The sequence below is a fragment of the Neobacillus niacini genome (assembly GCF_023715785.1).
In the GTDB taxonomy this organism is placed as follows: Bacteria; Bacillota; Bacilli; order Bacillales; family Cytobacillaceae; genus Neobacillus; species Neobacillus niacini_E.
In genome coordinates, this window is the sequence record NZ_JAMBOX010000008.1 from 193,357 (window position 1) to 214,841 (window position 21,485).

The 21,485-nt window shown below is 39.5% G+C and carries 25 protein-coding genes; 12 read left to right on the forward strand and 13 right to left on the reverse strand.

The genetic code is table 11. The annotated features are described in order from the left end of the window. Nucleotides 1-30: 30 nt before the first annotated feature. From M3234_RS15840 to mnhG, 7 genes are read left to right on the forward strand one after another with little or no spacing between them, the layout of a single operon-like run. Entirely contained in the window at nt 31-2,436 is a 2,406-nt protein-coding gene (locus M3234_RS15840; protein ID WP_262305661.1) for a Na+/H+ antiporter subunit A, read from the forward strand. Further along, entirely contained in the window at nt 2,433-2,858 is a 426-nt protein-coding gene (locus M3234_RS15845) for a Na(+)/H(+) antiporter subunit B (RefSeq protein ID WP_262305662.1), read from the forward strand. The genes M3234_RS15840 and M3234_RS15845 overlap by 4 nt, the downstream gene beginning before the upstream one ends. Beyond that, nucleotides 2,858-3,199, forward strand: a complete 342-nt coding sequence (locus tag M3234_RS15850; RefSeq protein ID WP_262305663.1) for a Na(+)/H(+) antiporter subunit C — start codon at nt 2,858-2,860, stop codon at nt 3,197-3,199. The genes M3234_RS15845 and M3234_RS15850 overlap by 1 nt, the downstream gene beginning before the upstream one ends. Then, complete coding sequence (locus M3234_RS15855; RefSeq protein ID WP_262305664.1) at nt 3,192-4,682, forward strand: Na+/H+ antiporter subunit D; 1,491 nt, start codon at nt 3,192-3,194, stop codon at nt 4,680-4,682. Before M3234_RS15850 ends, M3234_RS15855 begins: the two co-directional genes overlap by 8 nt. 5 nt (nt 4,683-4,687) lie before the next feature. Continuing rightward, a complete protein-coding gene (locus M3234_RS15860) occupies nt 4,688-5,164 on the forward strand; it encodes a Na+/H+ antiporter subunit E (RefSeq protein WP_262305665.1) in 477 nt (158 codons plus the stop codon). Between the two features lie 47 nt (nt 5,165-5,211). Continuing rightward, a complete protein-coding gene (locus M3234_RS15865; protein WP_396953959.1) occupies nt 5,212-5,448 on the forward strand; it encodes a Na(+)/H(+) antiporter subunit F1 in 237 nt (78 codons plus the stop codon). After that, the gene (mnhG, locus tag M3234_RS15870; RefSeq protein ID WP_262305712.1) at nt 5,432-5,800 is read left to right on the forward strand and encodes a monovalent cation/H(+) antiporter subunit G; all 369 of its coding nucleotides are present in this window, start codon (nt 5,432-5,434) and stop codon (nt 5,798-5,800) included. The genes M3234_RS15865 and mnhG overlap by 17 nt, the downstream gene beginning before the upstream one ends. A 51-nt stretch (nt 5,801-5,851) precedes the next feature. Here the strand turns inward: mnhG and M3234_RS15875 are convergent, their stop codons facing one another. From M3234_RS15875 to M3234_RS15900, 6 genes are all read right to left on the reverse strand, one after another. Further along, complete coding sequence (locus M3234_RS15875; protein WP_262305667.1) at nt 5,852-6,112, reverse strand: hypothetical protein; 261 nt, start codon at nt 6,110-6,112, stop codon at nt 5,852-5,854. Nucleotides 6,113-6,186: 74 nt separating this feature from the next. Beyond that, nucleotides 6,187-7,704 carry a glycine betaine uptake BCCT transporter gene (locus tag M3234_RS15880; RefSeq protein WP_262305668.1) on the reverse strand — a complete coding sequence of 506 codons (1,518 nt, stop codon included), beginning with the start codon at nt 7,702-7,704 and terminating at the stop codon, nt 6,187-6,189. Between the two features lie 571 nt (nt 7,705-8,275). After that, nucleotides 8,276-8,512, reverse strand: a complete 237-nt coding sequence (locus M3234_RS15885) for a hypothetical protein (RefSeq protein ID WP_262305669.1) — start codon at nt 8,510-8,512, stop codon at nt 8,276-8,278. 68 nt (nt 8,513-8,580) lie between these two features. Continuing rightward, nucleotides 8,581-8,814 carry a hypothetical protein gene (locus M3234_RS15890; RefSeq protein WP_262305670.1) on the reverse strand — a complete coding sequence of 78 codons (234 nt, stop codon included), beginning with the start codon at nt 8,812-8,814 and terminating at the stop codon, nt 8,581-8,583. Nucleotides 8,815-8,856: 42 nt separating this feature from the next. Beyond that, on the reverse strand, nt 8,857-9,087 hold the full coding sequence (locus M3234_RS15895) for a hypothetical protein (protein ID WP_262305671.1): 231 nt from the start codon (nt 9,085-9,087) through the stop codon (nt 8,857-8,859). Between the two features lie 3 nt (nt 9,088-9,090). Further along, on the reverse strand, nt 9,091-9,372 hold the full coding sequence (locus M3234_RS15900; protein ID WP_262305713.1) for a hypothetical protein: 282 nt from the start codon (nt 9,370-9,372) through the stop codon (nt 9,091-9,093). A gap of 327 nt (nt 9,373-9,699) precedes the next feature. Between M3234_RS15900 and M3234_RS15905 the strand changes: the two genes are divergently transcribed. Continuing rightward, nucleotides 9,700-10,149, forward strand: coding sequence for a spore coat protein (locus M3234_RS15905; protein WP_262305672.1), 450 nt, complete (start codon nt 9,700-9,702; stop codon nt 10,147-10,149). Between the two features lie 221 nt (nt 10,150-10,370). On the opposite strand, the gene M3234_RS15910 is transcribed toward M3234_RS15905, so the two are convergent. Then, nucleotides 10,371-11,690: a cation:proton antiporter gene (locus M3234_RS15910; RefSeq protein ID WP_262305673.1), complete on the reverse strand. Its 1,320-nt coding sequence runs from the start codon at nt 11,688-11,690 to the stop codon at nt 10,371-10,373. Between the two features lie 295 nt (nt 11,691-11,985). Between M3234_RS15910 and M3234_RS15915 the strand changes: the two genes are divergently transcribed. The 3 genes from M3234_RS15915 (at nt 11,986) to M3234_RS15925 (ending at nt 15,172) form a co-directional block, all read left to right on the forward strand. After that, entirely contained in the window at nt 11,986-12,915 is a 930-nt protein-coding gene (locus tag M3234_RS15915; protein ID WP_262305674.1) for an ABC transporter ATP-binding protein, read from the forward strand. Between the two features lies 1 nt (nt 12,916). Then, nucleotides 12,917-14,032 carry an ABC transporter permease gene (locus M3234_RS15920; protein ID WP_262305675.1) on the forward strand — a complete coding sequence of 372 codons (1,116 nt, stop codon included), beginning with the start codon at nt 12,917-12,919 and terminating at the stop codon, nt 14,030-14,032. 249 nt (nt 14,033-14,281) lie between these two features. Continuing rightward, nucleotides 14,282-15,172: a hypothetical protein gene (locus M3234_RS15925; RefSeq protein ID WP_262305676.1), complete on the forward strand. Its 891-nt coding sequence runs from the start codon at nt 14,282-14,284 to the stop codon at nt 15,170-15,172. A gap of 67 nt (nt 15,173-15,239) precedes the next feature. Here M3234_RS15925 and M3234_RS15930 read toward each other — a convergent pair whose 3' ends face one another. From M3234_RS15930 to M3234_RS15945, 4 genes are all read right to left on the reverse strand, one after another. After that, entirely contained in the window at nt 15,240-17,165 is a 1,926-nt protein-coding gene (locus M3234_RS15930) for a heavy metal translocating P-type ATPase (RefSeq protein ID WP_262305677.1), read from the reverse strand. Nucleotides 17,166-17,275: 110 nt separating this feature from the next. Then, nucleotides 17,276-18,673 (reverse strand): nucleoside recognition domain-containing protein, encoded by a 1,398-nt coding sequence (locus M3234_RS15935; RefSeq protein WP_262305678.1) that lies wholly within the window; start codon nt 18,671-18,673, stop codon nt 17,276-17,278. After that, nucleotides 18,645-19,370 carry a FeoB small GTPase domain-containing protein gene (locus tag M3234_RS15940; protein ID WP_262305679.1) on the reverse strand — a complete coding sequence of 242 codons (726 nt, stop codon included), beginning with the start codon at nt 19,368-19,370 and terminating at the stop codon, nt 18,645-18,647. The genes M3234_RS15935 and M3234_RS15940 overlap by 29 nt, the downstream gene beginning before the upstream one ends. Beyond that, nucleotides 19,371-19,625, reverse strand: coding sequence for a FeoA family protein (locus M3234_RS15945; RefSeq protein WP_262305680.1), 255 nt, complete (start codon nt 19,623-19,625; stop codon nt 19,371-19,373). A 526-nt stretch (nt 19,626-20,151) separates the two neighbouring features. Between M3234_RS15945 and M3234_RS15950 the strand changes: the two genes are divergently transcribed. After that, the gene (locus M3234_RS15950) at nt 20,152-20,562 is read left to right on the forward strand and encodes a metal-dependent transcriptional regulator (protein ID WP_262305681.1); all 411 of its coding nucleotides are present in this window, start codon (nt 20,152-20,154) and stop codon (nt 20,560-20,562) included. A 54-nt stretch (nt 20,563-20,616) separates the two neighbouring features. Here the strand turns inward: M3234_RS15950 and M3234_RS15955 are convergent, their stop codons facing one another. Next, nucleotides 20,617-20,838, reverse strand: coding sequence for a hypothetical protein (locus tag M3234_RS15955; RefSeq protein ID WP_262305682.1), 222 nt, complete (start codon nt 20,836-20,838; stop codon nt 20,617-20,619). 43 nt (nt 20,839-20,881) lie between these two features. Beyond that, nucleotides 20,882-21,484, reverse strand: a complete 603-nt coding sequence (locus tag M3234_RS15960) for an HMA2 domain-containing protein (protein ID WP_262305683.1) — start codon at nt 21,482-21,484, stop codon at nt 20,882-20,884. Nucleotide 21,485: the final 1 nt, after the last annotated feature.

The window sequence follows — 21,485 nt, forward strand, 5'->3', positions numbered from 1 at the left end:
ACTTTGTTATAGCATAAGGAGGATTTTGTATTGTCATATCTGCATTTGGCGATTATTTCGCCGCTGTTATTTTCTGTATTTATACCCATTTTCTATAAAAAGTTTATTCGCATTCATACTGGATGGTTTGTTCTTCCACTGCCTATTCTTTTGTTTATCTATTTTCTTTCCACCATTCCCAAAATAACAAATCGTCAGACGGTGACGGAAACATTCAATTGGATTCCTTCTTTAGGGGTAAATTTCACAGCTAAAGTGGATGGTCTCGGCCTTTTATTTGCCCTTTTGATCACCGGAATCGGAGCTTTAGTCGTTTTTTATTCGATTTATTACTTAGCGAAGGAAAAAGAAAGGCTCAATACCTTCTATGTCTATCTATTGCTTTTTATGGGGGCTATGCTTGGTGTTGTTTTATCGGATAACTTGATTGTCATGTATGCCTTCTGGGAGTTAACAAGCTTCTCTTCCTTTCTATTAATCGGCTACTGGCATGAACGTGAGAAATCACGGTATGGTGCACAGAAATCCATGTTGATTACCGTGTTCGGCGGTCTGGCGATGCTAGGTGGAATCATCCTTTTATACATCATGACAGGTACATTTAGTATTACCGAAATCGTTGCTCAATCTGGTGACATATTTCATCACTCATTATTTTTACCTGCATTGATTTGCGTTTTGCTTGGCGCATTTACCAAATCAGCTCAGTTTCCTTTCTATATTTGGCTTCCAGATGCCATGGAAGCACCTACACCTGTAAGTGCTTATTTACATTCAGCCACAATGGTTAAGGCTGGTATTTATTTAGTTGCACGATTAACTCCAGTGTTTGGAGCATCAAGTGTCTGGTTTTGGCTGGTTGCAGGAGTGGGGATTATTACGTTAATTTGGGGATCCGTGTTCGCCATCAGGCAAACAGATTTAAAGGGCATTCTTGCTTTTTCAACAGTGAGTCAGCTTGGACTGATTATGTCTTTGCTCGGCGTCGGCTCTGCGGCTCTTCACTACGAAGCGCTAAGTGAAAATATTTTTACAGTTGCTATTACAGCCGCCATTTTCCATTTAATTAATCATGCAACATTCAAAGGGAGCTTGTTCATGGCTGCCGGAATTGTCGATCACGAAACCGGAACCAGAGATATTCGGAAACTGGGCGGTCTTATGCCATTTATGCCGATTACTTTTACGATTTCCATTATAGGAGCTTTCTCCATGGCAGGCCTTCCTCCATTTAATGGGTTCCTTAGCAAAGAGATGTTCTTTACAGCCATGGTTAGAGTAACGCAAATGGATATTTTCAACCTTGAAACCTTGGGAATTTTATTTCCTGTTATTGCGTGGGTTGCTAGTGTCTTCACGTTTATTTATAGTATGATTTTGGTTTTCAAAACATTTACAGGAAAATATCAGCCTGAAAAGCTGGACAAGAAGCCGCATGAAGCGCCTTTAGGCATGTTAATACCTCCTGTCATTCTTATATCGCTTGTCGTCATTTTTGGCTTTTTTCCAAACCTGTTATCGGAAAGTCTGATTTCACCGGCTATGGCTGCGATTCTTCCAAGTCTGTTAAATGCAGGCGGAGAATTTGTGGTTCACATATCATTCTGGCACGGCTTTACGATTGAACTCTTTATGACATTGGGTGTCATCTTATTAGGAATCACCCTTTATAAAACCTTGCCGAAATGGAAAAGGATGTACGATCTCGTTCCGGAAAAGCTGTCTCTGTTCCGTTTTTACGATCGCCTTTTGGAATGGTCTCAGTCTGGTTCTTATAAAGTCACAAACAAATATATGACCGGTTCCATCCACTCCTATCTCGTCTATATATTGGCTTTCTTTATTTTCAGCTTAACAGTCACACTCTTTTGGAAGGATGCCTTTAAACTTGATACAGGCAATGTCTCTTCTATTGGGATTTATGAATGGGTACTCGCCATATTTGTAGTGGTCGGCTCAATCAGCATTTTATTTATCAAATCTAGAATGACTTCCATTATTCTGCTAGGTGCTGTAGGATATACCGTTTCACTGTTCTACGTCCTCTTTAGAGCACCGGATTTGGCTTTAACCCAGCTGGTGATTGAAACGATTTCAGTTGCTCTGTTTTTAGTCTGTTTCTACCACTTGCCAAAATTACAGCGATATGAAACGCGGATGAGATTTAAACTCACAAATGCCCTTATTTCGGTTGGAGTAGGTGCAGTTGTCACCGCAATCGCTCTTTCCGCCCACGGCAATAAACTGTTTGAGGCGATCTCGAAATACTATGTGGAAAATACGTACGAAAAAGCAGCCGGACAAAATATGGTCAACGTCATTCTGGTAGACTTTCGCGGCTTCGATACCCTTTTTGAAATTACTGTACTTGCTATTGCCTCATTGGGTATTTATGGAATGATTAAATTAAGATTGAACAGGAGGAAAGAAAGTTGAAAAAGACAAACAATATTATTCTCGAATCAGCAATAACCTTGTTGCTTTTTTTCATCGTCCTCTTTTCAGTCTATATTTTTACGGCCGGCCACTATTATCCGGGCGGAGGCTTTATTGGCGGATTAATGACAGCAGGAGCGATTGTGCTCTTATTAATTACCTATGATATTAAAACGGTGCAGCAGATTTTGCCTGTTAACTATCGAATCATCACGGCGATCGGGTTATTATTTGCCATTGGAACAAGTGCAGGCGCTCTTTTCTTTGATGTTCCATTTTTAACACATGTGTTCACACATGTCGACCTGCCTGTTCTAGGAGACATATCTCTTCATACAGCTACACTCTTTGACTTAGGCGTTTATTTTGTTGTTGTCGGTGTGACGATGACCATTATTCTAACGATTGGAGAGGATGAATAATGGAAATATTAATGGCATTTGTCATTGGCATTTTATTTATGTCAGCCACCTATTTAATGCTGTCAAAAAGTTTATTGCGGATCATTATCGGGACAGGTTTATTGAGTCACGGCGCACATCTTCTCATTTTGACAATGGGCGGGTTAAAAAGAGGTTCCGCACCTTTACTTGGAGAACATGCAGAACACTACACAGATCCGCTGCCACAGGCCTTAATTTTAACGGCAATCGTAATTAGCTTTGGCGTAACAGCCTTTTTCTTAGTTTTAGCTTACAGGTCCTACCAGGAACTGGGTACGGATAATGTGGAAGACATGAAAGGAACAGAACCAAATGACTAATTTAATTATTTTACCCATTTTAATCCCTCTGTTAACAGGGGCGGTATTAATTTGCCTGAATAAAAGCATTATGGCTCAGCGCATTGTCGCTGTTTTCTCATCCATTGCAGCCATGACGGCCTCTTTCTTCATCATTAAGAAAGTTCATGCTGATGGGGTGCAAGCTCTTAATATGGGAAGCTGGGATGCTCCATTCGGTATTACATTAGTTTCCGATATGTTCTCTGCCTTATTGGTATTCACGACAAACATCATTGCGTTTGTTTGTCTGCTTTACTCCTTTAAATCGATTGGAGATCAACGTGAAAAACATTACTATTACCCCGTTTTTTTCTTTTTATTAGTCGGGGTCAACGGCGCCTTTACGACGGGGGATATCTTTAATCTTTTTGTCTTTTTTGAAGTCATGCTCATGTCCTCATATGTCCTGTTGGTACTGGGTGGAACAAAGATTCAATTAAGGGAATCCATCAAATATTTACTAGTAAATGTGATTTCGTCTGCTCTATTTGTCATTGCGGTTGCCTATTTATATTCTGTTGTCGGCACACTAAATATGGCCCATATTTCAGAACGAATTGACGAATTAAGCGGTAACGGAATGCCTGGTATTATAACCGTCATTGCCGTGATGTTTTTAATTGTCTTTGGCTTAAAAGGGGCGATTTTCCCGCTCTTCTTTTGGATGCCAGGCTCTTATTATGCACCACCAGCACCTGTATTGGCTCTTTTCGGCGCATTATTAACAAAAGTCGGGGTTTATTCCATCACTAGAACGTATACACTGTTTTTTTATCATGATCAAGAGTTTACTTTCCAACTCTTATCCATTTTAGCGATTCTCTCGATTGTAGTTGGAGTCATTGGGGCCATAGCCTATTGGGACATTAAGAAAATCGTTATTTATAATATCATTGTAGCCGTTGGTGTGATTCTTTATGGCGTGTCTGTCATGAGTCCTGATTCGTTAACTGGATCCGTGTACTATTTGGTCCATGACATGATCATTAAAGCAGCATTGTTTCTACTGGTTGGCATTATGATCTCGATAACAGGAACATCTAATTTGAATCATTTCAGTGGTCTAATTCGGAGATACCCCGTTCTTGCCTGGACCTTCTTTGTTGCCGCTTTAGCACTTGCCGGGATTCCTCCTTTAAGCGGATTCGTTGGTAAACTACTCATTGTAAAAGGAGGATTTGAAGAACAGAGCTTTTTGGGTGCGGCAATCGTCTTAATGTCTAGTTTGCTTGTATTGTTTTCTATTATGAAAATATTTATAAACGGTTTTTGGGGGCAACAACCAGCTGATAAAGGCGAAGTAAAAGCACCTATAAAATGGCTTCTTGTCTCCCCAGTCATTTTAGTTGCGATTTCTGCCCTTTTTGGGATTAATTCTGAAGCTTTTTTGCCTTATATTTCCCAGGCAGCTGATACATTATTAAATCCTGATATATACATTAAAGCTGTCTTAAAGGAGTGATTAGAATGGCATTTCAAATTTTATTAAATATGGTCCTGGCCTATTTATGGATGTTTATTAAAGTTTCTTTTGATCCCAATAGCTTTGTGAAAGGTTATTTATTCGGGCTGCTTATCATATTCGTTCTTAGACGTTTTTTTAAAAGCCGCTTTTACCTTTTTAGAATTTGGTCCTTTATCAAGCTTTCCTTTATCTTTTTAAGAGAACTTATTCTATCTAATATCGCGATTGTCAAAATCGTGTTAAAACCAAAATTAGATATGCGTCCTGGCATCTTCGCCTTACAAACCGATTTAACTAAGGATTGGCAAATCACCCTATTATCCAGTTTGATTACCTTAACGCCAGGCACGTTAGTCATCGACGTTTCAGAAGACAATAAAATCTTATTTGTTCATGCGATGGACATTGGGGAAGTAGAAGAGGAAATCAACAGTATTAAAAATACGTTTGAGAAAGCTATTTTGGAGGTGAGCAGGTAATGCTTGACATTGTCATACGAATTGCTTTACTATGCTGCTCCCTGTCGATGCTCGGACTTATATACCGGGTTATTAAGGGTCCTACCGTACCAGACCGGGTCATTGCTTTAGATGCAATCGGAGTGAATCTTTTGGCCATTACGGCTCTTATCTCGATTGTAATAAAATCTAAATCATTTCTTGAAATTATCCTTCTACTGGGGATTCTTGCTTTTATAGGAACGATTGCATTTGCCAAGTATTTGGAAAAGGGGGTTATTATTGAACGTGAGCGTACTCGTTAATTTTCTTATTGGTTTTTTTATTCTTGCTGGTGCCCTGTTATGTCTGATTGCTACATTTGGCGTCATCAGACTCCCGGACGTGTATACAAGAAACCATGCAGCATCGAAAGCGGCAACATTAGGAGTCATGTTTATTCTACTGGGAACTTTTATCTATTTTTATGCCCTTGAAGGACATGTAAATTCCCGTATTTTATTAGGAATTGTCTTTCTCTTTATGACCTCTCCCATTTCCGGACATTTAATTAACAGAGCAGCCTATAATACGAGCGTACCACTTTGGGATAAAAGTATTAGAGACGATTTAAAGGAATATAATAAAAAAAGGATGAAAAAATCATCTGTGGAATAAAAATAGGAGTGAAAAAAGTGTTCCAAGAATGAACTTGGAACACTTTTTTTATTATTTTTCAATTCGAACATATTCCCTTGGCTTAAATGGTTTATGTAATTTCGGTTTGGCAGTTAATCCCTGGGAGTTTACATACGTATTCAACGTATTATTTTGAATACTTAATGGAACCCTGTTCAAGTTATTAGGAGGAGATTCCACTTTATAATCACTGTATTCTGGATTATTGTTTTGCTGCCATAACCAAGCTGCTGAAAATAAAAGTAAAAAGATAGATAAACTTACGATGATTTTGACTTTGATTATGCACAAACACCTCCATCAAGAGTTAGTTTGTGCTATAAAATGCAATATTATGCAGAAAAAACATCTCTCCGGTATTTTCTTTAGGCATTATTTTTACCTGATTTTGGTTTGAAATATAACCCAAGTTCCTTTTTTTCCTTTGTTAATGAGCGGTAAAGTGAAACCATCATTAATACAATGATAAATGAGAATGGGAATGCTGCAGCAATTAATGCATTTTGAAGTGCTTGTAATCCACCACTATATAAAAGAATTAATGCCACAGCAGACTGGGCAATACCCCAAGATAATTTTACAGAATTGGGCGGTGTTAGTGACCCATATGTAGTTTGCATTCCAAGGACGAATGTTGCTGAGTCGGCCGAAGTGATAAAGAATGTACAGACAAGCGCGATGGCTATTGCTGAAAGAACAGTCGACCACGGGAATTCATTAAAGATGGCAAATAAGACTTCCTCATTGGCGAATTTCGTTAAATCTACATTGCCGGCATTCTGAACATCTATCCCTGAAGTACCAAACACGGCAAACCACAAAAAGCTCACAAGGGTCGGAAGCAATAAAACACCAATGATAAATTCACGAATGGTCCTGCCCCTTGATACACGTGCAATAAAGATGCCAACAAATGGGGACCATGAAATCCACCATGCCCAATAAAAGATGGTCCACCCATTAATCCAAGAGCGATGTTCTTCATTAAGAGGAGCTATTCTGAAACTCATTTGAACAATATTTTGAATATATCCACCGATTGTATCTGTAAACATGTTTAATATTAGAATGGTGGGTCCTGTAACAAACATTAATATAAATAAGGCAATCGCCAAAAGCATATTCGCGTTACTTAAATATTTGATTCCTTTTCCTAATCCAGTCCATGCAGATATCATAAAAAGAATTGTAACCACAGCAACAATGATCAACTGAATGGTGAAATTATTTGGTATTCCAAATAAAAAGGATAACCCCCCATTAATTTGTGCTGCACCAAAACCTAAAGTTGTCGCAACCCCAATTACTGTAGCAAAAACTGCCAATACATCTACAGCTGTTCCTAGAGGTCCTTCCATTCTTTTTCCTAGTACGGGCTTTAGTGTAACTGAAATGAGGCCTGGTTCATCTCTGCGAAATTGATAATAAGCTAACGCCAGGGCAACAATTGCGTATATCGCCCACGCATGAATTCCCCAGTGGAAGAATGTGAATCTCATTGCTTCCTTCTGAGCAGCAGGGGTTCCACCCTCTGCTAATGGAGGATGAACAAAGTGAGAAAGTGGTTCCGCGGCTCCCCAAAATACAAGACCAATACCCATACCTGCACTAAATAACATCGCAAACCATGATACATTTGAAAACTCTGGCCTATCACCGGACTTCCCTAATCTAATCGCCCCAACAGGACTAAAAATAAGAAAAATACAAAATATGACAATGATTGAAACCAATATTAAATAATACCACCCAAAGGCGTTTGTAAGAAACTCCTGCAGGTTTCCTGTTGCTTCTTCAAAACTTTTGGGCGCCGTCACGCCAAATACGACTGCAGCGAGGACAATCGCAATGGAAATCCAATAAACGTTTGATATTTTTTTCATCGAATGCTCCCTTCTTCATGAAAGTAAATGTCCAATCCTCCATTAAAGGAGATCGGAACGATTCCTTTTTTCGACAAAGAATTTACTATCTCAGTGTAGTATAAATAAAAACCGATATCTACTAATAGGTATTATCTCCAGCCTTTCAAGAACGATGTAAAAGGTATGCTATGAATCCTACGTGCAGCTTGACCCCTTACAAATTGAACAGACTTACTTAATTGTGAAATCCGGAAAGTCTTGCGAGCCAGTCTCTAAGCATTGAATTCGACGGCAACGATTTTTTGGGGGGCGTTATAGCTATATGCGATCGGGGAGTTGTTTTTTCCAATACGAATTATTGCCAAAAGTGAAATTAGAGAGTAGTTAATAAGGAAGAAATCGTCATCAATTTTATTAATAATGACCGTTGTCTCCAACAAGGTGTGGGGAGATAGGAATAGAAAAGAAAGGAAAGTGCCACAGTATCCACCCGAACTATGTCTACCAAATCATCAGTATACTACCATGAAGCAAAGAGGATCTTTAAACACAAATAAAGAACTGGTTACCCCAGTTCTCAATTACTGCTTTATACCAAGCTGTTTTTGGCTGATGCACTGTCGGAAATATCCGGGTCGATGACACTGGAAATTGGAATGTTTATTGGAGAAAAATCCCCGTTTTGTTCTCCAACGGCTTGGTTTCGCTTATAAGATAGAAATTCATCTACGGAAAGCAGTGACCCGACATTTATCACAGCCCCGTTATCCAAGGAATTCACTTTAAAACCAAGTAGATTTACCGCTAAGGGTGTAAAAAAGACCATTTTACCACTCCCTTTGATTTTGTGATTTTTGTAACTTTCTACCGTTTAACAAAAGAAAATTTTATCCGTTAAATGATGCTGTATTTAGCAGTTGGGCTATCACTTAGATCATTGTCAATTACGTTAGAGTAAGTTAATAGAATTGGAGATAAGTCTCCATTTTGTTCACCAATGCCCTGGCTTCGTTTGTAGGAAACAAAAACATCAATATGTTTACTTGGTCCAAAATTGACGACTGCTGAATGGTCGATGGCATTAATTTTAAAGGATAAAAGATTAATATTGACCGGTCCAAAATACATATGCCCGCCTCCCCAAATGATGGATATAGCGTGAAAAATCGTTTACTTCCCAGATTTTACTGAATATTGATCCACCGTATCATTGTCGATCACATAATGTGAATTATAAGCTCGAAGGCAAGAGTCAGCATGTTGCTGTCCGAAACCTTGCGTTTTTTTGGCACTCACATTTCTCCCGACTTTCACGGTGGTTCCAAAGGAAATTGACCCCAAATGGTCGAGGTTGTTCACCTTTAAATCGTCAATTTTTATATCAATCGGTTTAAAAAACATGGCTTAATCATCCCCTTTATCAACGAGATCAGGTATGGGAACCCATTCGGATTCAAAGGATGAAGCTGAGTCGATTAGATCGCGGTCGTCTACCATACTTCTCGTTCCTAAAAAACAACTTCCATCCCCCATATTCTGTCCTAGTCCCATATTTTTCTTATCAGAATTATGCCATTCAGCTAATAAATTGTTGCCGACATTTATGGCAGAGGCATTTTCAAATGAATTCACTTTGATAATATGAATATTAATATTAAACTGAGCGGGGATTGGGACTCGAGCCATCATCAATCTCTCCTTTCGTCTAATTATTGTTATGTGCAATTAAACGAAATTATGTACAATCGTTGAAAATCACATGAAATAAAAACTCACCGATCGGCGTCTTGTTTTATAAAACTTTACATATTTTTTACACTATATTTCAAAAAATATGAAGCTTTTTAATATAAATAGGCCATCATGATCAGTTCATACTGGCCTTTTCTATTCCAATGTCTTCGTAGTGTGCATCGAAATTTATTCTTAAATTAGGTATTTAACTAGTCCGCACAAACAAAATTCCACATAGACTATTGATGTAACAAGACAAATTCCTATGGAGGTAATTTAATGATGTATAGACAAAGTGGAATGCCAAATATCATGCCGAATGCCTTGCCAAACGTAGCACCAAATATGCTTCCGAATATGGTTCCAAATATAATGCCAATGCAGATGGCACCGATTCAAGCATTCCCAGCACCATACTGCCCGCCAGAGCCATGTCCTGAGTACTGTCCACCACCACCATGTCCAGTGTACTGTCCGCCTCAATGCTTCCCAGCTGAATATGATCCGCCACTAGTATCACCGGGGCAACAGTACGTAAAAACAAATTTATTTAATAAAGTCGTTACACATCTGCATCCTTCCCACACTACTACAGTCAACAAGCTTCATGTTAATCATCAGCACTATTTCCCGCATACCGAGTCATGTGTGAATGAATGCTGCGAAACACATACAATGTGTGGAGTACCGGTTAATCCTTGTTGTCCGACTGGGCCCTATGGGTTCTAGCTTTTTAACCCCCATTTTCGGGGGTTATTTTTTTTACCATTACTAGACACATGCCTATATATCGATATTATTTAAGTAACTATCTTAGAAAGGATAAGTTTTTGTATTTGTAGATTTTATAGTTGCTGCAAGGCTATACAATAAGAAAAAGTCCGTCTCAATGATAGATCATCATCAAAACGGACCCGCTAAATTCCATTTTACTTTATGAATCATACACATTAGTTGATTATTTTGGTATCCACAATATCCTCTCTTTTTATAGGACTCATATTTTCATCACCCGGCATTAATCTCAAACCCTTATTGATTACAATCCGTAACCAAGTTCCTGGTATCCAAGAAGTCACTAAAGCTAACATGACAAGGACGGCGAAAAACTCTTGGTTAATGATGCCGCTTGCATAAGCAACCGATGACAAAACAATGCCCGGTCCTCCCCGATCATTGATGGCGATGCCAAGATTAAAACTAGTTAGCGGATCAAGTTTAATCATGCGAGATGTAACATATACCGCTATGGTTTGAGTAAGGGTTGCGAATAACAGGAATCCCAGGAAAAATAATGGATTAAAGTGTCTAACTAAGTCTAATTGCAAGCCAACCGTTGCAAAGTAGATGGGAATAAACCATGAAAAAGAAATATTACTTACCCCTTGTTCGACCCGTTCAGACACAGCCTTTGGCAACGCAAGCTTGGCGACAATTCCAGCCAATAAGGCACCAAATATGGTTTCTACATGTAAGTTCCCGGCTAGGGACGCGAGCATAAACATGATAAACAAAAAATACCCCAAATTTGACGACCGGAATAGCAAATTTTGTTTTATGATGGTTAATTTATTGAACAAAAGGTAGCCTAACAGAAGTGTGCCCGCGATAAACGCTAAACTGATGCCCACGCTCTGAACTGCAGACCCCACTGTTAGAACGCCCGTTTGACTTGCAATGGCAGTGGCTAACCCTAAAGCAACCCATAGTAAAATGTCATGAATTCCAGCACAGGCAATGACAATTTTTGCAAAACGTGTGTGCATGATTCCCAGGTCATTGAAAATTTTCGATATGACAGGAATCGAAGTAATCGCTATAGCAATGGCAATGACAATCTTGAATGCAATCGGACTGTTGGCCGTTCCAAAATAGGGGGCAATATTAAACATTCCTGCGGCAAGCCATCCAACTACAAACGCCGGTATTGTTGCGCCAATAACCAGAGCAGAAGTGATTTTGGCATCTTCTTTACTGAAATGAGTCTGAAATTTTAATCCACTGCTAAACATTAACAGCAACAAACCAAGCTGGTACAAAAGCGCAAATAGTTTGGGTTCTGATTCAAATCCTAAAAATAGCCACTTGAACGCTTCTGGAAAAAAATGTCCCAATAATGTTGGGCCTAACACCAATCCTGCTGCAACTTCCCCAATAACACGCGGGATAAAGATTTTCTCTGCTAAAAAGCCTAATAGATGGGCACAGGCTAATAAGCAGCCCATAGCAAAAAGAAAATGACTAACCTCTTGCCCGGTTAAACTAAACATATTGTTCCTCCTAGTTGAATTTTTTCGTTCTCTTCAAAATATGAGTAAAATGACGTGCTTGTATAGGCCGTTGCCTGTACACATCAACAAATAAGCACTCATTAATTATGAGTGCTACTTCTGAACCTTCCAGGCTATTATTTTCTAGGCAATTCTTCTTCCAGTGAATCTGCTTAGTTCCCCAAAATTTGGGAATGCTTTCCTATATCACAACATAGGTATAATTTGGTATTCATTTTTTGCATTAGGGGCTTTTGCATCAAAAGGTTCGTTTCCAAGGAAAGGTGATGTAGTGATGAATATTTTAGAAGTCCGGAATTTGAAAAAATCGTTCGGGTCTATTCAAGCTGTAAAAGATATTAGCTTTTCTGTAAGTGAGGGGGAGATTTTTACCATCATCGGACCAAATGGCGCAGGAAAAACAACCATACTTGAGATGATTGAAGGCTTGGTTCCGCCCGACCATGGAGAAATCCAGTTTGGCGAATACAACTGGAACAAACACGCAGTAACGATTAAAAGAAAGATTGGCGTGCAGCCGCAATCTAGTGCGATGTTTGATTTATTGACCCCGGAAGAAAATTTGAATCTGTTTGCCACCTTTTACGAAAAGGCCCGGCCAACGGAAGAAATTCTCCAATTGGTCAATCTGACCGAGCATCGAAAAAACCAAGTCAAGAAATTATCTGGCGGCCAGCGCCAACGACTTGCAATCGGGCTAGCGATGATTAGTGACCCTGACATTGTCTTTCTGGATGAACCGACAACCGGACTCGATCCTCAGGCACGGCGCAATGTTTGGGAGATTATCCTTGAGCTTAAGAAATTGGGGAAAACGACCATTCTCACCACTCATTACATGGAAGAAGCTGAAAAACTAAGCGACCGGGTGTGCATCGTTGACCAAGGGTTGGTCGTGACCTTGGATTCACCTTCCGCCTTAATTGAAAAATTAACAAATGAACGCGAAGTCCGCTTATCCTTCCTTGGTGGAGAAAAGGCCTCCCAAGATGCGGAGCATTTTGCAAATGCCCTTGATTCCGTGACCCGGACAGAACGTGAAGGTGCCTCCCTAAAGCTATGGACGATTAAACCCGAGGATTTACTGTTTGACCTTTTTAAATTCACAAAAGACAAGGACTATCAAGTTGAACAGGTTTCGATTCGGGAAATGAGTCTTGAGGATGTGTTTATTGCGTATACCGGCAAAGAGTGGAGGGATTAAGATGAATAATCTTAAACAATTTAAACAAATGTTCCTTGCTCAGTTAAAGTTAACGTTACGGGAAAAACAAGCGTGGTTTTGGGGGATCTTTTTTCCGGTTATTTTAATGGTCATCTTCATGACAATATTTGGCGGCGGTTCAAATGATGATTTTAGCACGAAGGTTGTCATTGTAAATGGATCTGCAAACGAAACGTCTGCGATGATGGCGAGCCAATTGCAGCAGATCCCTATTATTGAAGTTGCTGATCCTGTTAGCGAAGAGAAAGCAAAAGTTTTAGTCAAAGAGAAGGAAGTCGATGCTGCCATCGTTTTGCCGGAATCGGCACAGGCCACATCGATTAAACTGATCGTCAACAAAGAAAATGAACAAAGTGTATCGACCCAAGTCGTTGCGGGTGTCCTAAGTCAATTCATTCAGCAGGCAAACCTGCAGGCGGTTGGCGCAACCCCAACCTTCCAGCAGCAATTTGAAACCGTTTCTTCCGGCAGTTCGGAATTGGAGTATAGGGATTTTCTCTTAACGGGGATGATTGCGTTATCGATTGCCCAAGGCGGCTTATTCGGCATGGTGGACTTGGTCGATATGCGCCGAAAAGGGTTAATCAAAAGGCTGCGGATGACTCCGGCAAAAATGGGGATCTTTGGGCTTAGCGATATGGTGATGCGCCTGTTATTTAGCACCATTCAAATCATTCTCTTATCATTAATTGGGGTCTTCGTATTTGGTGCTAATTTATTTATAAACTTTCCCAGTCTACTGCTGGTCTTCTTAATCGGTGCCCTCGCCTTCAATGGAATTGGCTATTTCATTTCTTCTTTTAGCAATACGAATGAGGCCTACATGGGGGCAGCAAACATTGTCAGCTTCCTGATGATGTTTCTAAGCGGCATATTCTTCCCAGTTGAAACCATGCCCGAATGGCTGCAACCCGTGTCAAACATTCTCCCTCTCACCTATTTTGCAGACGGCCTAAGAGACAGTATGGTCTATCATACTTCTATTCTGGCAACCCCATTTTGGATTGGATTTGGGAACATGCTCCTTTGGGGCGGCATTGCCTTTATCATAGGTTCTTTGTTGTATAAAAGGCAATCCATTGTGTCGACCAGGTAGGTAATTCACGGGTAACGTGTCATCTGCTATACATTTTAAGTCACTGCCGGAAATTCAGGGCAGTGACTTTCTTTCATATTGCCCCCACTTTTGAATTTCTCATTTCCTCCACTAATTCACAAAATGTACAAATTTCCATCATATTTCGACACTAAGAATGAGATATGATAGCGATATCACATCCATGATTCCCCACTCTAACTCCATTTATTTTTTTAAAAAAAATTTGAAAGTGAGTTGATTCTTTTTATGTCAAAGAAAATGAAAATAAGGGATATTCGAAGTAAGAACGGACCTGAAGTAAGGATGCGCGTCCACCATTTTGCGAATCCTGAAGAGCGGCAACAAATACTGATGGATTTAGCCATTAGCTCACAGTTTCAAATGCGTTATCGCGGGCTCTTCGAATACTACGGCAAAGATTTTATTGCTTACAAGCGAGAAAAACCTTCTGACAAAAACCGCAATGAATTCCTCCGTGTCATGTCAATGTATATGGCTAACTATTTGGAAGATGATTGTCCCCCTTCATGGAAACTATGCCAAGCCTCATTTTGGGAAGACTTCATTTATTCCTTTTATCCTGATCACATCAAATTCTCACCAAACCAAAAATCCGTAGAAAACTTCCTGGATCAATTGAAAAAGTTTGTTCGCTGGCTTGATAAGCGCAGTGGCACCTCATGGTATTCGACCGTCGAGCCATACACTTCTGAAGCATTTCCAGATCTTAAAATTTGCGAAAAAGTCCTATATCGCCTGGTATTACACCACTTCCCCCGGATTCATCACGCTGACTGGAACTTCCAAAAAGATGTGGAACGAATCAATCAAGAATTTATCCAATGTACAGAAGAAGTAGAAAGCCGTTTTAAAGTCACCACCATCATTGGGACAACCGTAGTTGTGAGCGAACTGAAAACCAATTGTACTTATTACGTGAAAGATCTGCCTTCTGACTTGCTTGCCCCAGGCTTTACTTTAAGTGGAGTCATTGGCAAAAAAAGCGGTGAGCAGACGTGGAATTGGTACATTACTGTTGGGATCCACCCGCCTAAAGGAAGAAAACTGGATTACGCCATCTCGATAAAGCAAGAGAGTATCGACACGAATGATGGGGTTCATTTTTTAAAAAAATAATCATAACAATCGATGAAAATAAAATTTGTTGAGAAGAAGCAGAGAACCGTTCCCTGCTTCTTCCAAACTAATTTTTCAAGAGTCTTAAGCCATTTAAAATAACTAAGATGGTACTCCCCTCATGCCCAATCACTCCTAATGGTAAATCTAACACCTGAAGAAAATTGGAGGATATTAAGACCATGATCACTACTATTGAAAAACAGATATTTTGTTTAATGATTCTGTTCATTTTCTTTGATAGTTGAATCGCTTGTGGAATCTTTAGCAGTTCGTTCTTCATCAGAACAACATCTGCTGTTTCTAATGCTACATCTGTCCCTTCTCCCATGGCTATCCCTACATTTGCGGTTGCTAAAGCAGGTGCATCATTCACACCATCTCCGACCATTGCTACCACTTTGTATTTCTCCTTCAATGCTTTTACCTTTTCAACCTTGTTTTCAGGCAGGCAATCTGAGATATAGTCGCTTAACTTGATTTCTTTAGCGATGGCTGTCGCTGTTTTTTCGTTATCCCCCGTAATCATGACCGTCGCCAAATCAAGATCATGTATATCTTGTAATGCTTTCTTGGCGTCAGTACGAAGAATATCTTTTAATGCAACCAAACCAACTACCTTCTCATTTTTTTGAATATAAACCATCGTTTTCCCTTGTTCCGTGAAGTCATCAAGAGGTACCCCAAATAGTGTCGAATCCTGTGATAAATTTACAAAATCAGCTTTCCCTATTTTCCATGTATCGCCTTTTATCTTCGCTTCAATGCCGAAGCCTGAGACATCTTTTATCCCTTCTATTTCAACCAAGTCCATATTATTTTTTACAACATGACGAACGATTGCTTTGGCAAGTGGGTGGTTTGAATGGCTTTCAATGGAGGCTGTCATTTGTTTGATTTCAGTTTCATTTTCTTCCTCAGTAAAAAAATCAGTGACTTCAGGTGTTCCTCTTGTAATCGTCCCTGTTTTATCAAAAGCAATAGCTTTTAGGGAACCTAAACTTTCCAGGTGGACTCCCCCCTTAAATAATATTCCATTTCGGGCACCATTTGATATAGCTGAAAGGGTTGCTGGCATAATAGAGGCTACTAGTGCACAAGGTGAAGCCACAACCAAAAGGACCATTGCCCGATAAAAAGTTTCCTGCCACGACCAGTTGAATAAAAAGTGAGGTAAAATCATCATAAGCACGACCACGGTTAACACCACTTTTACATATGTGCCTTCAAATCTTTCAATAAACAGTTGTGAAGGCGACTTTTCACTTTGCGCCATTTGGACGAGATTAATAATTTTTTGAAAAATCGTGTCAGCACTCAGCTTCGTTACTTGAATGGACATTGACCCAGTGATATTTACAGTACCAGCAAAAACTTCATCTCCTATATTTTTTTGGATGGGCATAGATTCTCCCGTAATGGCAGATTCATCAATGGTACTTTCACCCTTAACCACCATTCCGTCAGCAGGAACTCGTTCACCCGGTTTTACGAAGATGACATGACCAATCTGCAACTCAGAAACATTCACTTTTCTTTGTTCTCCATTTGATACGAGCATGGCTTCTTCTGGCTGCAGTTCCATTAAAGATGATATTTCTTTGTTACTTCTATTCATCGTATACGTTTCCAACGCCCCGCTAAGCGCAAAAATAAAAATCAGCATGGCCCCTTCCGTCCAATATCCTATGACGGCTGATCCTACCGCGGCGATGATCATGAGCAATTCAACATTTAATTTTTTCTCCTTAATGGTCTCCTCCAAGCCTTCCTTTGCTTTCGCAAACCCTCCAATACAAAACGCTAAGACATATAGAGTGATGGAAGCCGCATTCATATCTGCCTTGCTTAACATCCAACCGCCCAAAATCAGGAGACCGCTTAGGATTGCCGCAATTAATTCTCCATGCTCTTTAACCTTGCCTTTCATCCTGCTTTCCTTATCTATCGTCTGTACCACTTGATTAGTGGAAGTTTTTGCTACTGAATTCATATTGCTCCCTCCTAATTGATAATAAAAATCAAAATCACTACCCTTAAAAATGGGCGAAAGCTGCCAAAAGGGTGGCAGCTTTCAAAAATATAATATAGATGGTTCGTTTCCTAAACCCAGCCAAATAATCTAGCAACAGTAGCTGTAAGGAATGTGACACCGATGGCGATCACTGTTGGAATCGCAAAGGACATAAAGGTCCATTTTTTACTTTTGGTTTCTTTATAAATATTAAATAGTGTTGTTCCGCACGGATAGTGCAATAACGAAAACAACATCATATTTAAAGCCGTTAACCAGGTCCAGCCATGGTCGATAAACACTTGCTTTAACTTGCCTAAATCCTCAATTTCCAGCATGGCCCCTTGAGATAAATAGGCCATGATCAGGATTGGGACGACAATTTCGTTGGCAGGCAGCCCCAGGATAAAGGCAGCCATGATAAATCCATCCATTCCCAAAGCCTTTCCAAATGGATCGAGGAAGTTAATAAAATACATTAAGATACTTGTATCGCCAATAAACACATTAGCCAAAATCCATGTGATAATCGATGCCGGTGCCGCTACGATAACGGCTCTTTTTAAAACATTCCAAGCTTTATCAATACTTGCTCTTACGATGGTATTGATAATCTTTGGCCTTCTGAAGGGAGGAAGCTCCAGTGTGTAATGCGAGGGAACCCCTTTTAAAGCCGTTTTAGAAAGTACCCAGGAAACCGTTAAAGTAACAACTATTCCAAAAAGGACAAACCCCATTAATATACCTGCTGTTGCTAATGTACCTGCTGCACCAGCAAAACCAGCTGTCATGAAAAGCGATGCTAATAAAATCAACGTTGGCCATCTTCCATTACATGGGACAAAGTTATTGGTTAATATCGCCAGCATCCTCTCTCTTGGTGATTCGATAATTCTTGTCGACATAATCGCTGCTGCGTTACAGCCAAACCCCATTGCCATAGTGAGTGATTGCTTTCCATGCCCGCCAGTCCGTTTAAATAAACGGTCCATGTTAAAGGCCACCCTTGGCAAGTATCCATAATTCTCTAATAAGGCAAAAATCGGGAAAAAGATGGCCATTGGCGGCAGCATGACGCTTATTACCCAGCCTGTTCCTCTAAACAACCCAAGAATCAGTATTCCATGCAGCCATTCTGGTGCATGGATGGCCTGAAAGCCCGCTGTTAGTTTTCCTTCTGCCCAGCCGAAGCCCTCGGCAATCATCGAAGAAGGTACATTTGCCCCCGCAATGGTAATGTAAAATACGACCCCAAGCATGAGCAGCATAATCGGAAAACCTAAGATTCGTGAAGTAAAGATTGCATCCAAGGCATCCGAGCGGTTGGCCTTTCCCTTCTGATAACTTACTGCTTCCTTACATAACGATTTACTTGCAGCATAAATACTGCTGACAATATCATCCCTGATATCTGTTTTTATAGTTGATTTTCCCTCATTGATTAAACTCTCTAATGATTTACGAATTAATGGCGTTTCCGAATTCATATGACTTCACCTCTCTTCCTTTCATCTGTATTTGCTCGTGGAGCTTCTTTAATAACGCATCATCTCCATCTAACAGTCTCAGTGCCATCCACCTTGATGGATAATCATGACCAATCAACTCTCTAACCCTGGATTCCAACTTTTTTATTTGTTCTTCAATTTCCGGCTGATAGGTCATTCGATAGGGCTTTGTTTGGATATCGCCCCTCAGCAGCCTTGCTATTGTATCAAGTAAAGTATCGATTCCTTGTTTATTTCGTGCCGATATCTTTACAACAGGGACACCGAGCTTAGACGATAGTTTACCTTCATCTATCACAATCCCTTTTTTCTCTGCTTCATCAATGAGATTAATACAAATAATTACCTTATCTGTCATCTCTAAAACTTGGAGGGCTAGATTAAGATTTCGTTCCATTGATGTACCATCTACGACTACCAATGTAGCATCTGGCTGTTCAAACACAATATAGTCCCTTGCTACTTCTTCATCAGTTGAGTTAGAGAACAACGAATATGTTCCGGGTAAATCGATAAGCAGATACTCTTGTCCTTGATACTGAACGTTTCCTTCTGCATGAACGACTGTCTTACCTGGCCAATTACCTGTATGCTGTTTTAATCCTGTTAAGGTGTTAAATAATGTACTTTTTCCCGTATTTGGGTTACCTGCAAGAGCAATTTTCTTTACGTTCACTTAGGCACCTCCTAATACTTCACCCAGAATTTTTGAACTTTCCTCATGCCGAAGCGCTACAGTTGTGTCACTAACCCGAAAGGCCGTAGGATCTCCTAATGGACTTCTTTGAAGCACCGATACCTCTGCACCTTTTACAAAACCTAAATCCAATAATCTTCTTCTCATAACCCCTTCTAGCTTTAACTCTTGGATAACAAAGAGTTCCCCGGTTGAACAGTCAGACAACGGCTTTAACACTTTGGACAAATGCATGTTTTACTCCTCCCCTTCCTCTTCGCAAATTAATATTTCCCTTAAGAATAAATGTTGACCAAGGGAAAATTTAAGGGTAAAAAAATATACATCCACCTATAGCTGATTATGGCCCCTCACTTTCACTATTGAATTTTTTGGTTGTGATTTGACTGGGTCTTGTTAATGATTGATCGATAATCTTCTTTGTTTATCACACCGAAAACCTTACAAAGATAGGCATTTACGATAATTTTCTTTTTGATCCGTTTAGATAAAAACATGTTAAATCAACTCACTTTATTTAAATTATATTTTCCATTTTCAAAATGTTTCCTTAGACCAAAAAAAATTCATTAATAAAATTTTATTTTACACACCCAATTTTCTCTCCTTAATTCATGATTGAAATCCTATTGAGAATATTTGGTTAATTCTGTATAATGTTGATAATAATATTTTACCTCGCGCAACTTTTTAAGTCCAGCGAAAGAAATAAAGTTTGTGTAAATTTTTTTAGATTAACGAAAGGTTGGGTGTTCACTACATGGCTTCATCTGTAATGAAACAATATTTAAAGCAAATGTATTTACTTGCAGATGCCACTGACCGAGTTGTCCCGTCGCAATTAGCAAATGTTCTTGGTGTTAATCCAGCTACTGTTTCTAAAATGGTAAGGAAACTTTCCAATCAAGGATGGGTGAAATTTGAGCATTACGGGAGAGTTTATCTTACATGTGAGGGAAAAAAATTAGGCAAGACCCTTGTGGAACATAGTGAGGTGTTAGAACAATTCTTTAACATTATAAGAGTGGAAGACGACTCGATGTGGAATGAAACAAATGACCTAGAATTCTATATTAGCCCTAACCTTATACAAAAGATCGAAATCCTTACACAATACTTTCACCAGGACACATCTAGAATCCAATCATTTAACCGGTTTTGCAGTCAATAATTTTCGCATCCTAATAAAAAAGGAGAAATAGTTGACTATTCCTCCTTTCCTAGCTTATTTTAATTGTAACTCAGCAATCATATCTTCTAAGCGCTCTTTTTGAGCTACTAATTCCTCCATAGAAGGCTGATAAGAAGCCGCTGCTTGCTGGAACGCCGCTTTCGGCTGGACCAAACGATGTAGCTGTCCGCTATTTTGCTCATATAAACGGTAGCCTACAGCACCTACAACTGTTCCAGATAAAAATCCCATTAAAAAGTCTCTGTTAAATGCCATCTTCGTTTCCTCCAATTTCTTTTTTTATTGCGTATATATACATTCATACAAGCCTGTATGAAGACATACCAGATAAGACTGGTTTATTAGATTGCATATCATGCAGCAGCTCCAAGACGTTTACCGCCCAAGTAATCATTGCTCCATGCAGCATATTAGCGGGACCAAGAGACGCTAAGCTTAAAATACCTGTAATTATATCAGGATGGCGAAATTTGTTTTGTGTGCCATGTGATAAAACCGCATATCCAGTTGCAATAACCGCGCCATATACTAAGGCTGTTGGCTGTTTGAATGATGTACCTTGAATATAGGCAAGCAGCAGTAAACCACCAGCGATGAGAGATCGAACGAAACTTCCCCGCACATTCGGTGTAATTTTACTCATAACATAGTTAAATGGAAGAGAAGGTTGAGAATAAAAAAATAGTAATACACATTTTAACAGCTGGTTTCGTGAAATCTCATCAGCTTCGTAATGAATGAGCATGGTCTGGATAATAGGCTGAATTCGTACATCTTGAACCCCTCTTAAAGAAGTGAACATCATTTTAATTTCTTCTTGTTCATGGTAAGCACTTAACATCGGTATATATAACCGTAATCGTCCAGGAATATCATGCAAAATATACATTTTAGGGTCCATG

Coding starts and splice junctions, on each gene's coding strand:
- M3234_RS15850 (WP_262305663.1), top strand. CDS start 2,858: ATGGAAATATTAATGGCATTTGTCATTGGCATTTTATTTATGTCAGCC.
- M3234_RS15855 (WP_262305664.1), top strand. CDS start 3,192: ATGACTAATTTAATTATTTTACCCATTTTAATCCCTCTGTTAACAGGG.
- M3234_RS15860 (WP_262305665.1), top strand. CDS start 4,688: ATGGCATTTCAAATTTTATTAAATATGGTCCTGGCCTATTTATGGATG.
- M3234_RS15865 (WP_396953959.1), top strand. CDS start 5,212: ATGCTCGGACTTATATACCGGGTTATTAAGGGTCCTACCGTACCAGAC.
- M3234_RS15880 (WP_262305668.1), bottom strand. CDS start 7,704: ATGAAAAAAATATCAAACGTTTATTGGATTTCCATTGCGATTGTCCTC.
- M3234_RS15885 (WP_262305669.1), bottom strand. CDS start 8,512: ATGGTCTTTTTTACACCCTTAGCGGTAAATCTACTTGGTTTTAAAGTG.
- M3234_RS15890 (WP_262305670.1), bottom strand. CDS start 8,814: ATGTATTTTGGACCGGTCAATATTAATCTTTTATCCTTTAAAATTAAT.
- M3234_RS15895 (WP_262305671.1), bottom strand. CDS start 9,087: ATGTTTTTTAAACCGATTGATATAAAAATTGACGATTTAAAGGTGAAC.
- M3234_RS15900 (WP_262305713.1), bottom strand. CDS start 9,372: ATGGCTCGAGTCCCAATCCCCGCTCAGTTTAATATTAATATTCATATT.
- M3234_RS15905 (WP_262305672.1), top strand. CDS start 9,700: ATGATGTATAGACAAAGTGGAATGCCAAATATCATGCCGAATGCCTTG.
- M3234_RS15910 (WP_262305673.1), bottom strand. CDS start 11,690: ATGTTTAGTTTAACCGGGCAAGAGGTTAGTCATTTTCTTTTTGCTATG.
- M3234_RS15915 (WP_262305674.1), top strand. CDS start 11,986: ATGAATATTTTAGAAGTCCGGAATTTGAAAAAATCGTTCGGGTCTATT.
- M3234_RS15920 (WP_262305675.1), top strand. CDS start 12,917: ATGAATAATCTTAAACAATTTAAACAAATGTTCCTTGCTCAGTTAAAG.
- M3234_RS15925 (WP_262305676.1), top strand. CDS start 14,282: ATGTCAAAGAAAATGAAAATAAGGGATATTCGAAGTAAGAACGGACCT.
- M3234_RS15930 (WP_262305677.1), bottom strand. CDS start 17,165: ATGAATTCAGTAGCAAAAACTTCCACTAATCAAGTGGTACAGACGATA.
- M3234_RS15935 (WP_262305678.1), bottom strand. CDS start 18,673: ATGAATTCGGAAACGCCATTAATTCGTAAATCATTAGAGAGTTTAATC.
- M3234_RS15945 (WP_262305680.1), bottom strand. CDS start 19,625: ATGCATTTGTCCAAAGTGTTAAAGCCGTTGTCTGACTGTTCAACCGGG.
- M3234_RS15950 (WP_262305681.1), top strand. CDS start 20,152: ATGGCTTCATCTGTAATGAAACAATATTTAAAGCAAATGTATTTACTT.
- M3234_RS15955 (WP_262305682.1), bottom strand. CDS start 20,838: ATGGCATTTAACAGAGACTTTTTAATGGGATTTTTATCTGGAACAGTT.
- M3234_RS15960 (WP_262305683.1), bottom strand. CDS start 21,484: ATGGACCCTAAAATGTATATTTTGCATGATATTCCTGGACGATTACGG.